Genomic DNA, 13,949 nt, shown 5'->3' with positions numbered 1-13,949 from the left:
GTTATTTAACCTGATCCAAAATTGGCTTATCAAGACTGGTAAGGGATCGCTGATCAGTTTTGATCAAATCGAGTACAACTATTTGATTCTTCCCTTTTTTCAGCCATTCTGCTGGCAGATAAATTGTTTGCTGAGGGCCAATACTCCAATACTTTCCAAGATTATGGCCATTTACCCATACCACACCTTTGCCCCATTTTCGCATATCCAGGTAGGTATCCTGCACATTATTAAGTTCAAATTCTGCATACTTCAACATAGGGCCTTCCTGTCTGAAAACATTAGTATCAGTCTTTTTAACCGGTTGTTTATCAAAAGGCAACGAAAACATTTCCCATGACTTTAAGACTGTACCTGCTAAACTAACCTTGCCAGTAATCCCTTTTTTGTTTTGAAGTAAAAATGGCCCGAAATTAATTCTCCCCATATTTTCTACTAATATATCAAGGGTAACTTTACCCTTAGGCAAATCTATCATAAGGCTATCCTGATTCAACCTTCTGTCCAGAATGCCATGTCTTTTACCATTAATATAGACCAACCCATAATCCCTTAAGCCATCTATTTTAAGTATCCCTGACTTTCCTTCATTTATAACTGTGCGATAAAGTACATATCCGTAAGCCTGATTCAGATCTTCGAATGTTAGGGGCTGAATACTTTGCTTCGATTTTTCCAGGTAATCATAAATACTACTTTCGGCAGAAAAATGAATAGTCTCTAGTGCTACAGCTGGCTTTGAGGCAGGAACAGCCGGTAACTTGGTACCTACAGGCAGGTGCTTTTCAATAACTGCCCTGAATTTCATAAATTTATCGGTTGCATTACCTGCTTCGTCAAGTGGTGCATCGTAATCATAACTACTGATCTGAGGCTCATAAGGTACACTATCACGATAATTAGCGCCATTCATAAATGCGCGTGTACTGCCTCCATGAAACATGTACATATTGATGGAAATACCTGCACCTAACACTGAATCGAGTTTACCGGTATACTGTTCAGCCGGAACTTTGTGGTGCGGTGTGCCCCACCAATCAAACCATGCCGGATACCATTCAGCTATAAAAAACGGACCTTTACCATTATTTAATTCCCTGATTACCTTTTTAACTATTGCCGGATTGTCTTGTCCATTAATAGCCGGAAGTGTTCCGGGAAGGAAACCGTTTTTGATATCTTTTTGTGGATCACATGTATACAGTAATCCATCAAACCCAGCATCAATAAACATCTCGCGATTAATCTTCAGATATTCCTTATCTGCGCCATAAGAGCCGTATTCATTTTCAATCTGTACCATGAGCACATTACCTCCATGGTTAACCTGCAATGGAGCAAGTTGCTTACCCACCTCGTGAATGTATTTCCTGTACTCTTCCAGGTATTGTTTTTCCTGGCTCCTCACTTTCATACCCTGTTCATTTTGAAGCCAATATGGATACCCTCCAAATTCCCATTCTGCACATACATATGGGCTAGGTCGTAATATTACCCACAGCCCTTCTTGCTGTGCGATCTTTACAAATTCAGCGATATCATTGTTCCCTGAGAAATCAAAAACATTCTTTTCGGGTTCGTGGACATTCCAGAACACATAAGTTCCAATGGTATTAAGTCCCATGGCCCTTGCCATTTTCATCCGATCCCTCCATGCCTCTCTGGGTACACGAGGATAATGTATTTCACCAGATACAATCTGAAAAGGTTTTCCATCGAGTAAGAAGTCGTTATCAGCAAGTTCAAAAGTATGTGCTATCTTATTTTTACTGCAACCGCATAGTAGTATCAATACTGCTGACAAGCAGATTAAATTCAATATTTTCATGTAGAATATTTTATAAAAATGGGTGATTTGCAAAATGCCGGAAAACACTATTTGTTTCCCGGCGTTTGCAAATTCTGCTAGTAGTTCGGATTTTGTTGCAATTGATTACCTGAGGCAAGAATTTCGGCCCGCGGAATTGGTAACCAGTAATGTTTGGTTTCAAATTTACGTCCATCAAGTGCTATTTTAGGTGTAAAAGTGAAAGTTCCATCGCTATTTTTAGTGATGATCACACCACGTGAAGGTTGATTTTCGGTTACATCTGCTATTTTCCACCTTCTAACATCATAGAAACGATGTTCTTCAAACGCAAGTTCTATCTGACGTTCATGTCTGATGGCGGTACGCATATCAGTCTGGTTCATTCCGGTTGCAAGATCCGGCATGTTTACACTAGCCCTTGACCTTATCATATTGATAGCCTGGCGAGCCGAGAAGGTTGATCCGGCAGGTACAACATCAGGGCCATACGCTTCATTTGCAGCTTCGGCAAAATTGAGCAGAACTTCTGCATATCTGATATAAATCCATGGCTGGAAACCTGCATTACCCCATGGATTTTGCAAAGGATAGGCATCATTCATGAATTTTTTAAGATAATAACCGGTTTTTGTAGTATTCCAGTTGTCATTACCATCTCTACTATCCTTTCCACCAGGAATAAATGTTTCTATGTTACGCTCTCGGTATGCTGCACCATTATATAAAATGGTTGCTTTAAAACGCGGATCGCGGTTCTCATAAGGTTTAGCAGAATTGTACAATGGGTTACTGTCATTTGCAGGTTGCCCATTGGTTAGGTAATAAGCATCTACCAGGTTCTGTGTTGGCGTATTTCCTGCCCAACCGCCATAGCCATTTGGTCCGTTAGCGATTTCCAGGTGAGTGTGATTGGCATTTTTGGTATAAACACGTTCAAATATGGCTTCATTACTTTCGTTAATAAGGAACATATTACCATAACCTCCCTGATAGATTCCATACTTGTTCAGGCTAATCACCTGCTGTGCAGCAGTTACAGCAGTTTGCCAGGTACCTGCAGCTTCATACAAAGGACTGGCAGCATATAGTAATAATCTAGATTTAAGTGCCAATGCAGCGCCTTTTGTAGCCCTACCCAACAGCCAATTATTGTCATTGTTTAATGGCAGTTTGGCCGCAGCATCATCAAGCTGTGCTGCTACATAATCAATCCCCTCTTTAATGGTTGCACGTTTAAACAGTGCAGGATCCTGAAGGTTATCTGTTAAACCGAGTACCTGATCTCCTACAAGCACTACCTTTCCATAGTTACGGATCAGATCCTGATAACGAAATGCCCTGATAAACTTTAACTCGCCTTCGAGTCTGGTTTTACGTGCTACACTCATTTGTATGGTAGTAAGCACCTTGAGGGCATAATTACACTCACGAATACCACGATAACTTCTGCCCCATAATACGCCCAGAGCTCCCAGGTTTTCAGGAGCTAACTGACCCCTTTGTACCAACCAGGTATTGTCATCATTATTATATATGGACTCGTCAGTTAATGAACTCCACATGCTATATTCAAAGCCACGTCCAAATCCAGGATTTGTTCCGTCTGCTTCTTTATCTTGTAGCCTTGTTCCAATGTAGCTATTGGTTACAAAAGCCTCAAATACTGCGGTATCTGTTTCCAAAGTATTTGTTGGGATCCGGTCTGTTGCTGTAACATCCAGAAAATCCTTTTTACATGAACTCAGTGCCAGTACACCGCTTACTAAAATAAAAACTGGTATGCTATATTTGTACTTCATTTTTACAAGATTTAAAATTTAACGTTTGCACCTAAGTTGATGATCCTTTGTTGCGGATAAAACTGTCCACTTTCACTACTTCCTTCAGGATCATAATCTTTTACTTTAGTGATCGTGAATAAGTTAAAAGCACTTGCAAATATCCTCACTCCCGAGACCTTGATCTTTGATAAAAAATCTCCTTTCAGGTTGTAAGCAAGCTCTACATTTTTAAGACGCAGGAATGAAGAATTATTCAACCAGAAATTATTTTTATAGGCACCTCCACTAATTGCATTACCTGCACGTTCGGTCACTCTTGGAAAAGATCCATTTGGATTAGAAGGGCTAAATCTATTGTCGGCCCAACTACTATAAAAATTACCTATACTACCTGATTCAGGCAATACATATTGGCTTACCCTTGCCTGTCCGGCAAACAATACCGACAAATCGAAATTTTTATAAGAGGCATTAAAGTTAAAGCCATAAGTAATCTGAGGAATGTTACCATATTTTGCCATGCTCATATCATCTGCGTTTAGCACACCATCACGATTATAATCTTCATAGATCAGGTCACCTATTTTTGCTCCTGAAACATGAGGATTGTTATCCAGATCAGCCTGCGTGCGGAAAATACCTATGGCATTATACAACAGATAGCTGTTCAATGGTCTGCCAGTCTTCTTTTGATAATCCAGGGTTCCAGATGCTTCATCAATAAAGATGACCTCGCTTTTAGCATAAGTCATATTACCTGAAACACCCCAATTAAATTCATTCCCTCGGTGTGTATAACCCAATGTACCCTCAAAACCTTCACTGTTTACTTTACCGATATTTTCGGAAGGAACCAGAGGATTATAATTTGAACTACCATCATTAAAAGGATTCACTATACCTGACGATCCAGGAAGAGATGCATTACGCGCTGCAAGGATATCAGACCTTTTTTGCTTAAAATAGATCGCCTCGAATGTGAAATTCTTCAGGAATGTTGCATTAATTCCTATATCCAGTTTTTTTGACACTTCCCAGGTAATATTCGGATTAGCAAGTTTTGATAAACCAACTCCTGGTTGAATAGTTGCAGCCCCACCAGGTGCTTGCGCCACGAAGCCATTACCTACTAAAGTGTAATTGTCGTAATACTGGAATGCATTTACATTATCATTACCCAATGAGCCATAAGAAGCTCTTAACTTCAGTTCGTCGAAAAATTTCACATTATCACCGAACCATTTTTCTTTATTGATGCGCCATCCCGCAGAAACTGATGGAAAAGTACCCCATTGTTTGCCAGGTGCAAAGATGGATGACCCATCACGACGCAGCTGACCTTCAAATAGATATTTACTGTCATAAGTGTATGCCAATTTACTGATTATACTCTGACGGGTATAATTTGAACTGTAACCAGAGTTAAGAAAATCTGTTGATGCAGTTCCTCCCTGAGAAAGCTCAGGCAATTGGTTTGACAGATAATTAAAACGATCAGCATCAAAAAATTCAAGGTTATTTTTACTTTGTTCATACCCCACAAAGGCATTAATTTCATGTAAACCAAAGCTACGCTCAAAATTTAGTTTAATGTTAGAAGTAATCAATGACTCACGTTTCTGAGACTCCTTTAGAGTAGCCTTATTGTTGTTTCCTCCATAGGTTCCTGAAGTGTACGTATTGTTCGATGCTTGATATTCATACAATAAATAAGGTTTATTAAAGGTTTTGACAAACACATTTGATTTGTCTACCGAGAAAAATCCATCAGCCGAAAGACCTTCAATACCAGGTATCTGATAACTACCTCTTAAAATGGCGTTAATCACCTGTGTAGGATTATTGCTGGTACCACCCAGATCTGTTACCAATACCGCAGGGTTTGAACCTTCTATTCCTCTTGTTGGCAATCCATTTGGATAAAATGCAGCTACAATAGGTTTAGAGCGGTAAAGTGATCTAAAAAGATCATTGGCTCCGGTTATCGGAAATTTACGGTTCTCTTCTCGGCCGGCAATTGATAATCCTACTTTTAAACGCTTACTTACATTTGCATCAATGTTTGACCTGAAATTGTATTGTTTATAGTTGGTAACTCCATTTTTATAAATCCCGTCCTGATCGATCATACCAAGAGACATGTAATATTTTACATCATCGGTTCCCCCGTTTACAGACAAGCTGTGCTGATTTTGCAAAGCTGATTTCTTAAGCACAGTTTTGGCCCAGTCTGTATTTGGGTAAAGAATCGGATCAGAACCATCTCTGAATTTCTGAATTTGCTCTTCTGAATAGGATTGGTTTAAACCACCGGATTCGCTTGCGTAATAATTAATCTCATTCATAATCTGTGCATACGTTGCTGCATCAGCAAGTTTTGGCAAACGAGTTGGCGAACTGAAACCCTGATTAAAGCTATAGCTTATTGTAGGCTTACCTGTTTTACCTTTTTTTGTAGTTACCAGGATAACTCCATTGGCAGCGCGGTTACCATAGATGGCTGCCGAAGCATCCTTCAGCACCGACACACTTTCAATGTCATTAGGATCGAGACGTTCTAACCCTCCAATTTGTCCGGGAACACCATCTACTACTACAAGCACTGCATTGCTGCCAGTTGTAGCCTGTCCACGGATGGTGATGCTAGAGCCATCATATCCCGGTTCTCCTCCTCTGTTATTGATTACCACACCAGAAAATCTTCCTGCCAGGGCATTGGATAGGTTGGGTTGCGGACTTTTAACCAAATCAGTTCCTTTTACCTGCGAGATAGATCCGGTTACCGTTTCTTTCTTTTGAGTACCATAGCCAACAACAATCAGTTCATTCAAAGAAGTCTGATCGGGAGTTAAATTAATATCTAATACAGTTTTTCCGCCAACAGGCAATTCTACTTTTGTATAGCCAATATAAGTGAATACTAAAGTAGCATTATCGGGAGCATTTATACTGTACTTACCTTGTTCATCTGTTATAGATCCCGTGGTTGTACCTTTCACAATTACACTTACTCCAGGTAAAGGTTTGCCCGTTTCATCGTGCACCGTTCCTGTAATCACAGCTTGCTTAACATTAAATACTGAGGATTTTACTATCAGCGCTGATGCTGGTGTCGACTGCGCCGAAAGCAGTACTGTGTTTATTACTGTTGCAACAAGCACTTTTTTTGTCATCGGCCAAAACGGAGAATATACGTTTCGTATAGTTTTTCTCATATCGATTTATATTTGGTTTTGAAATAATCCTGTTGCCCGTTCCGTTAAACCAAAGGATTTATGTTGTGCGCACAGCATGAATGCCTTTGTCATCAGTTAAGTCAACAGGGCTAAATTCGACGGATTTAAAGAGAATTAAAGGGGGTAAACAGCCAATATTAGAGGGGTAAAAATTCAATTCGCTGTAAAACCAACTACTTTTTTACCACATCTTTGTTCAGGGTAATATTATTTGAAAAATTTTTGCGGTATTTCTTAATGTAGTCGGAAGGATTCATATTGAACAATTTATTAAACTGCTCCCTGAAATATTTAATATCATTCATCCCAACCATAAACATGGTCTCTGAAATGGTATTATCTGTATTAATAAATATTTCAGCTGCTTTCCGCAAGCGTATAAAGCGAATAAAACTGTTAGATGATCTTCCGGAAATAGATTTGATTTTGTTAAACAGGTTAGAACGAGACATACCAATCTCATCAGCCAGAATCTGGATACTAAAGTTTGGATCAGTGATGTGTTTCTCTACAATCCTAATGCAATCTTGAAGAAAATCTCTGTATTCTGCAGAGATCCTGAAATTATTTGGGTTCAATGTAACCTCATTATAGAAATATTGCTGAAGACTGCTCTTGCTCTTTAGAATGCCCGCAACTCTGGCAACCAGTAAATCCTTATCAAAAGGTTTACTTATGTAGTCATCGGCACCGATCTCGATGCCCTTCAATTTAATTTCAGGCGATGAACTGGCAGTAAGTAACACTATTGGAATATGGCACAGGGATGCATCCTCCTTAACCAGACTACAAATTTCAATTCCACTAATTCCTTGCATCATAACATCACTGATGATGAAATCAGGAAGAAATTCCCTAATCATTCTCATCCCTTCCTCCCCACTTGCAGCAACATACAAGTGATACTGGACTTTGAAAACCTCAACCAGATAATCCCTTATCGATTTATTGTCGTCTATAATAATAAGCGATTTCTTTTCTAAAGCAAGGGCCCGGTCATATTCCTCAACAGTAGTCTTTTCGTTCCGATTAACCAAACTTTCTTCATCTTCAGCAAGCTCCATCAGTAGCAGAGAACTTGCATCAGAACCAGGCAAAATCTGATCTGTATCAAGATGACTTTTTCCCTTCAATAAGGTAATAAAAAAGCTCGTACCCTTATTTTGGGAACTTTTATAACTAATCGTACCACCATGAATCTCTACAAAATTTTTCACAAGGTATAATCCAATGCCAAAACCTGTTCTTAAAGAATTGTTGTGATCAGGCTCCTGATAAAACCTACTGTAAATTTTCTGACCCGAATTTTCGGGAATACCAGAGCCACTATCTTTAACCTGAATATTTACTGTTCCTAATGTTTCAGATACCTCCAGAGAAACATATCCTTCATCTGGTGTAAATTTTATCGCATTTGAAAGCAGGTTAAATATGGCAATTTCTAACTTTTCGCGGTCTGCGTAAATTTGTATATGGTCCTGCGAAGAGAGAAATTCATAGTTTATCTTTCTTGAGCGGGCCTGATGGGAAAAACAGAGGTATACTTCCTTACACAAGTTAACAATATCCAAATCTGCAGCTTTCAGCTTGTCTGCCTGGGTATCAGCTTTCCTGAAAAGCAATAACTGATCAACAAGGCTAAGCAATCTTTTTGCATTCCGATACACGATGTTAAGATTACTGGTATCTACATTTTTATCATCATGATAAAGCAATTCTTTAATTGGATTGATAATTAAAGTAAGCGGTGTCCTGAATTCATGAGAAATATTGGTAAAAAAAGAAAGTTTTTTCTCGTTTAGTTCTTTCTCTTTTTCACTTTCTATATTGGCTACCTTTATCTTATATTTCAAATCCTCCTGTTTATTCCTATACAAGATATATCCATAAATGGCCAAACAAAATACCAATGCATAAAGAAGATACGCCCACCAGGTCCAGTACCAGGGCGGATTAATATGAATTACCAGGACTCGCCCTTTGTTGTTCCATACACCATCATTATTTGATGCCCTTATCCAAAGTTTATAAGTTCCCGGGTTTAAATTTGTATAAGTTGCCTTGCGTTGTGTACCTACATAATTCCATTTCTTATCAAACCCTATTAATATATAGGCATATTTATTTTTTTCGGGATATATATAATTTAAGCCAACAAATTCAAAAGAGAAAACACTTTGCTCATAGTTCAGGGTTAACTCCTTTAAAACATTCAGATTTTCTTTTAATGGCCCATTGGCACTTGGAAAAACAGATTTATTGAACAACTGAAAATCAGTAAAATATACTGCCGGAATAGTTTTATTCGAATAAATAGCCAAAGGATCGAATTTGATTATCCCCTTATTTCCGGTAAGAAATATGTTTTGACCATTGTTCAGCATAACTGTATTCACAGAAACCCCATCTGCCTCATCAAAATTCCTAACCGATATATGCTTAGGATCAAACGTTGATATTCCACTTTCAGTGGTTACCCAAATATTTCCTTTAATATCTTCAGTAATGTCTTTAAATACATTATTGAAAAAACCATCCTTTTTCGAATAAACTACAAAGCGCTGATCTTTAGCTATGTATTTATTTAGCCCGTCTGGGGTTGTAATCCAGATGTTATCATTGGAATCCTGATAGAGATTTCTGATGATGTTACTGCTGATTCCGGCACCTGAGTGTTCTGCAGATCTGATAACCCGGAAACGCTCCGACTTTCTGTCGAAAATATTCACACCCCCACCATATGTTCCTATCCAAATATTGCCTTTTTTATCCTTTAACAACGAATACAAATGGTTATTACTTAAGGAATACTTATCATTCTTTTTGTTAAAATAGTGCTTAAAAGTATTACTGTGACTATTATAAACTTTCAGTCCGGCATCTGTTGCCAGGTAATAAATGCCTGGATCAACTTCAAGGATGTCCCGAAAAACATCTTCGTTAAAAAGGCTCCCTAAAGATGAGCGATGATTATGGTGAACAAATAGATTACGTTCCTTATCATAACTATCAAATCCATTTTCGGTCAAAATCCATAAAATCCCCTTGCTGTCAAAATAAAGTTTACTAATATCATTGCTCTTTAAACCATTTGTTTGCGCACTTTTTTTAATTCCAGATAGCTTTCCTGATTTATAATTTAGCGTAAACAGGCCCTTATTAGTTCCAATCCAGAGTATGGAATCTTTACTTACCACGCTATTGACCTCGTAATTCTCCAGTTCAAGTTCTGTCAAATCAAACTTATATTGCTGTCGATCAATCTTCAAAACACCATTTCTGGCATTAATCCAAATTATCCCGTTATGATCCATATAACAATTCCCGAAAGGGTAATTTGCTACATCTTTAATGGGTTCCCAACTATAATTCTCAGTATTCAACCAATAGAAGCCATTATTCCCTCCAACAATAAGTCTATTCTTTTGTACAGGCAAAATGCTGTAGACACCTGTATTAGTTTTATCTGGTACTTGAACTGGTGTAAAATTGCTTTTTCCCGGATCAAACTTAAACAGCCCATTCCAATAAGTACCAACCCAGATTACCCCATTCTCATCATATGCAAGTGACCAAATGTCATTTGGGTTCTTAAGTCCGGGTAATTGTGTCTGTTGAAAATTAATAAAACGCGCTGTCCTCTTATCAAACCTATTTAATCCGCCACTCCAGTTTCCAAGCCACAGGCTTCCATGTTTGTCTTCAACAATGGCATTAACAGATTTCCCAACCATGGCACCTGGTACACCTTGATTTGGCTGATAGGTAGTAAAGGATTTGGTTTGTTCCAGAAATCTATTAAAACCATCATCTGTTCCAATCCATACAGTTCCCTCACGATCACAAAGCAATGACCATATTTTATTATTGCTTATAGATGAGACAACCTTTTCATCATGATAAAAGTTCTGAAACTTTTCAGTAAGTGGATCCAGTAAATTTAAGCCATCCATTGTCCCAACCCATAATTTACCCTGATGGTCCTCTACAATTGTGTTTACGTAATTGTTGCTAATGGAAGTATCGTCTCCCTCTTTATGATAAAACACCTTAAAGGTGTATCCATCAAAACGGCACAAACCATTTTCAGTACCTATCCAAATAAAACCTCTTCGGTCTTTAAGAGTAGCCGTTGTATTCTTAGAGGGCAACCCATCAGCAATAGTATATGTTTTAAGTGCATAACTTCCATATAAAGACTGTTCATTACTTCCCCCTGAACTTAACTGAGCCTGAACAGGTAGAAACTGAACTTCCATCCATATCAAAACAATAAAAAAATGAAGTAAACGCATGGTCAGCCTATGGATAGTGGGGTACAGTCGAGAGGAAAAATATTCCCGAAGGTAACATTTAGCCATCATATTTAAAACCATTACAAATTTAAACACTAAAATGTTATGCCTTCATTTGTGGTTACTGCTACCCCAGGCAGCAAAAGAGATTTTGTTACAGGCAATACTATGATGCCTTATCTTTCCAATAAAGGTTTCCTTCTTGTACAAAAGCAATAGTTGCAGACATTCTGGAAACAGCCTCTGCAGAACAACTTGCATCTACTAACACCAGTTCGGCTTTATCCCCTGCTTTAGGCCATTGCATTTTTCCTTCATCAGATAAAGGAAGTACGTTTTTTGTAGCAAAACGTAAGGTTCTTGACAGATCAAATTCGGTTCCCCAACCGTACAGACTAGCCATCAGATTTGCCTTCTGTAGCATATTGCCAGAACCGAATGTACTCCAATAATCTTGTACATTATCATTACCAACCAAAACCTCTACCCCGTGTTTTATCAATGTTGGTATAGGCATAACCCTCCCTCTAAATGGAATTGAAGAAACAATACCTACTTTAGCATTAGCCAATTTTTTTGAAATTTCGCTTGCTTCCTGTGGCTGAAGTGCAGCCAGCGCAAAAGCATGACTCACATAGGTTTTACCCTGTAATTGTGGGTTTTCAATGGCTTTTTCAATAAGATATTCAATCGTACGTACCCCTTCTTTTCCAGAGTCGTGAAGGTGGATATCAATACCTTTATTATTATCTATAGCTAGCTGAACTGTAAAATCAATAGCCTTTTCAATATTTTTATCAATACTGAATGGATCTAGACCTCCAATAAAAGCTACATTCTCCAACCGTGCCGCTTCCTTCATCAGCGGAGCTGAATTTGTATAATAAAGTCCGTGCTGAGGAAAAGCCACCAGTTCAGCATTAAAGCATTCCTTTTTGTTATCAAGTGCTTTTTGCAGGTTTTCTAATGAACGAAGACCGGATGTGGTATCCACATTAAAATGGGTTCGGGCAAAAGTAGTTCCATAGTGTTGCAAAAGATTGATCAGCAACCCGGCTCTGTGTGTAGATGTTTTTAATAATTCAGGAATAATCTGTTGCTCATAAGCAATCATATCCTGAACTGTTTTTCGTTTAGGAGAAAGCGCCTGCCAAGGCAAACCATACAAGGTTTTGTCCAGATGAATATGCATATCTTTAAACCCTGGCAACATTAGCAGGCCTCCAGCGTCAACGGCATTTGCCAATTGTTGCACATTAGGAAGTATTTTGAAGATTTTTCCGTCTTTTATTTCAACACAGAACAGTTCAGTATGTGTCCCGGAGATTTCGTTTTCTTCAGTGATAAATCCAGTTTCTAAACGGACATTTTTTAAGATATAATGGCCTTTTGCAAGTGCTGAATAGTTGTTTTCCATATGCAGTTTACATAGATTAAAAAACAATATTTCCTTTATAGATTAGAGATTTTACCGGAGATATCCGCGAAACGGCTTCGGCAGAGCAGCTTGCATCAATAAGAACCAAATCAGCATCATCGCCCGCTTTTGGCCACTGCTGCATTCCTTTATCATCCAAAGGCAATGGGCCTGTAGTTGCAAGCTTTAAAATTCTTGACAACAAAAATTCAGTAGAATAGCCATACAGTTGTGCCGCCAGGTTAGCTTTTTGTAGTACGCTGCCAGTTCCAAAAGTATTCCAATGATCTACAATACTGTCATTTCCGGTCATTACTTTTACACCGTGTTTCATCAATGTAGGAATTGGCATAATTAGTCCGCCAAAAGGTATAGTAGAGTTGATACCTATTTGGGCATTGGCTAATTTCACAGCCATTTCTTCCTCTTTTATTTTATCTAATCTTGCTAAAGCAAAACAATGGCTCAGATATGTTTTACCTTTTAGTGTTGGGTTTTCGTTTACTTTATCAATTAAGTAATCTATAGTTTTTAATCCCGACTCACCAGATTCGTGCAAGTGAATATCTATCCCCTTATTATTATCTAATGCCAGTTGTACTGTAAAATCCATTGTTTTCTCTATAGCACCATCAACGCTATAAGGATCCACACCTCCTATAAAATCAATGTCCATCTTGGCCGCCTCTTTCAGATAAGGAACAGAATCTGTATAGAATACACCATGTTGTGGAAAGGCAACTAATTCGGCTCCGAAACCCTTCTTTTTATTTTCTAATGCTTTTTGCAGATTTTTAAGTGAATCCAGTTTAGAGGTTGGCTCAATATTCACATGACTGCGCGCAAAGGATGTTCCCTTCGATTGCAGTAGTTCAATCATCTTTTCAGCTTTAAAGATCGAAGTTTTCAGCAGCTCAGGCAATATTTGCTGTTCCAGCTCAATCATGCCTTTTACACCTCCACTTCGTCTTTTTACTGCCTGCCATTTACCTCCATAGAAGGTTTTATCCAAATGGATATGCATATCCTTAAACGAAGGAAGCATTAACATCCCTTTGGCATCAATAGCATTTGCACCTGGCTTATTAGGGCTTATTCTTTTTATTTTGCCATTATCAATTTCAATTAAAAAAAGGTCGGTTTTTGTGGCAATAACTTCGTCACCCTCATATTCAAAACCTATTTCCAGGCGAACGTTTTTCAAAGTATAAGCATTCGTTGGTTTTATTGTTTTATCCTCAGCATTTTTACCAGACTGTGCGTACAGTAGTCCGGGGGTAAGAGCTAATCCTGCCAGCCCTATTGCCGAATCCCTAATAAAATCTTTGCGCGATATACTGAAATGTTTCATAATTATACAAATGTAGACGACTTATTGGCTGAAACAGTTGAAAGATTTCTATCATTACT

The 13,949-nt window shown here is 38.3% G+C and carries 6 protein-coding genes; all 6 read right to left on the bottom strand.

Annotated features, from left to right (window positions below; translation table 11 throughout):
• Position 1: 1 nt before the first annotated feature.
• The 6 genes from CPT03_RS03855 to CPT03_RS03830 all read right to left on the bottom strand — a co-directional run bounded on the left by CPT03_RS03855 (position 2) and on the right by CPT03_RS03830 (position 13,890).
• The gene (locus CPT03_RS03855) at positions 2 to 1,828 is read right to left on the bottom strand and encodes a glycoside hydrolase family 35 protein (protein WP_099437608.1); all 1,827 of its coding nucleotides are present in this window, start codon (positions 1,826 to 1,828) and stop codon (positions 2 to 4) included.
• 77 nt (positions 1,829 to 1,905) lie between these two features.
• Positions 1,906 to 3,609, bottom strand: a complete 1,704-nt coding sequence (locus CPT03_RS03850) for a RagB/SusD family nutrient uptake outer membrane protein (RefSeq protein ID WP_099437607.1) — start codon at positions 3,607 to 3,609, stop codon at positions 1,906 to 1,908.
• An 11-nt stretch (positions 3,610 to 3,620) separates the two neighbouring features.
• Positions 3,621 to 6,806, bottom strand: a complete 3,186-nt coding sequence (locus CPT03_RS03845) for a SusC/RagA family TonB-linked outer membrane protein (RefSeq protein WP_099437606.1) — start codon at positions 6,804 to 6,806, stop codon at positions 3,621 to 3,623.
• A 194-nt stretch (positions 6,807 to 7,000) separates the two neighbouring features.
• Positions 7,001 to 11,122 carry a two-component regulator propeller domain-containing protein gene (locus CPT03_RS03840; protein ID WP_172954132.1) on the bottom strand — a complete coding sequence of 1,374 codons (4,122 nt, stop codon included), beginning with the start codon at positions 11,120 to 11,122 and terminating at the stop codon, positions 7,001 to 7,003.
• 166 nt (positions 11,123 to 11,288) lie between these two features.
• Positions 11,289 to 12,539, bottom strand: a complete 1,251-nt coding sequence (locus CPT03_RS03835; RefSeq protein ID WP_099437604.1) for an amidohydrolase — start codon at positions 12,537 to 12,539, stop codon at positions 11,289 to 11,291.
• Positions 12,540 to 12,555: 16 nt separating this feature from the next.
• Positions 12,556 to 13,890 carry an amidohydrolase gene (locus tag CPT03_RS03830; RefSeq protein ID WP_099437603.1) on the bottom strand — a complete coding sequence of 445 codons (1,335 nt, stop codon included), beginning with the start codon at positions 13,888 to 13,890 and terminating at the stop codon, positions 12,556 to 12,558.
• Positions 13,891 to 13,949: the final 59 nt, after the last annotated feature.

It is taken from the genome of Pedobacter ginsengisoli (genome assembly GCF_002736205.1).
GTDB lineage: Bacteria > Bacteroidota > Bacteroidia > Sphingobacteriales > Sphingobacteriaceae > Pedobacter > Pedobacter ginsengisoli_A.
This window is presented reverse-complemented; position numbering and strand designations above follow the sequence as displayed.

Coding starts and splice junctions, on each gene's coding strand:
- CPT03_RS03855 (WP_099437608.1), bottom strand. CDS start 1,828: ATGAAAATATTGAATTTAATCTGCTTGTCAGCAGTATTGATACTACTA.
- CPT03_RS03850 (WP_099437607.1), bottom strand. CDS start 3,609: ATGAAGTACAAATATAGCATACCAGTTTTTATTTTAGTAAGCGGTGTA.
- CPT03_RS03845 (WP_099437606.1), bottom strand. CDS start 6,806: ATGAGAAAAACTATACGAAACGTATATTCTCCGTTTTGGCCGATGACA.
- CPT03_RS03840 (WP_172954132.1), bottom strand. CDS start 11,122: ATGCGTTTACTTCATTTTTTTATTGTTTTGATATGGATGGAAGTTCAG.
- CPT03_RS03835 (WP_099437604.1), bottom strand. CDS start 12,539: ATGGAAAACAACTATTCAGCACTTGCAAAAGGCCATTATATCTTAAAA.
- CPT03_RS03830 (WP_099437603.1), bottom strand. CDS start 13,890: ATGAAACATTTCAGTATATCGCGCAAAGATTTTATTAGGGATTCGGCA.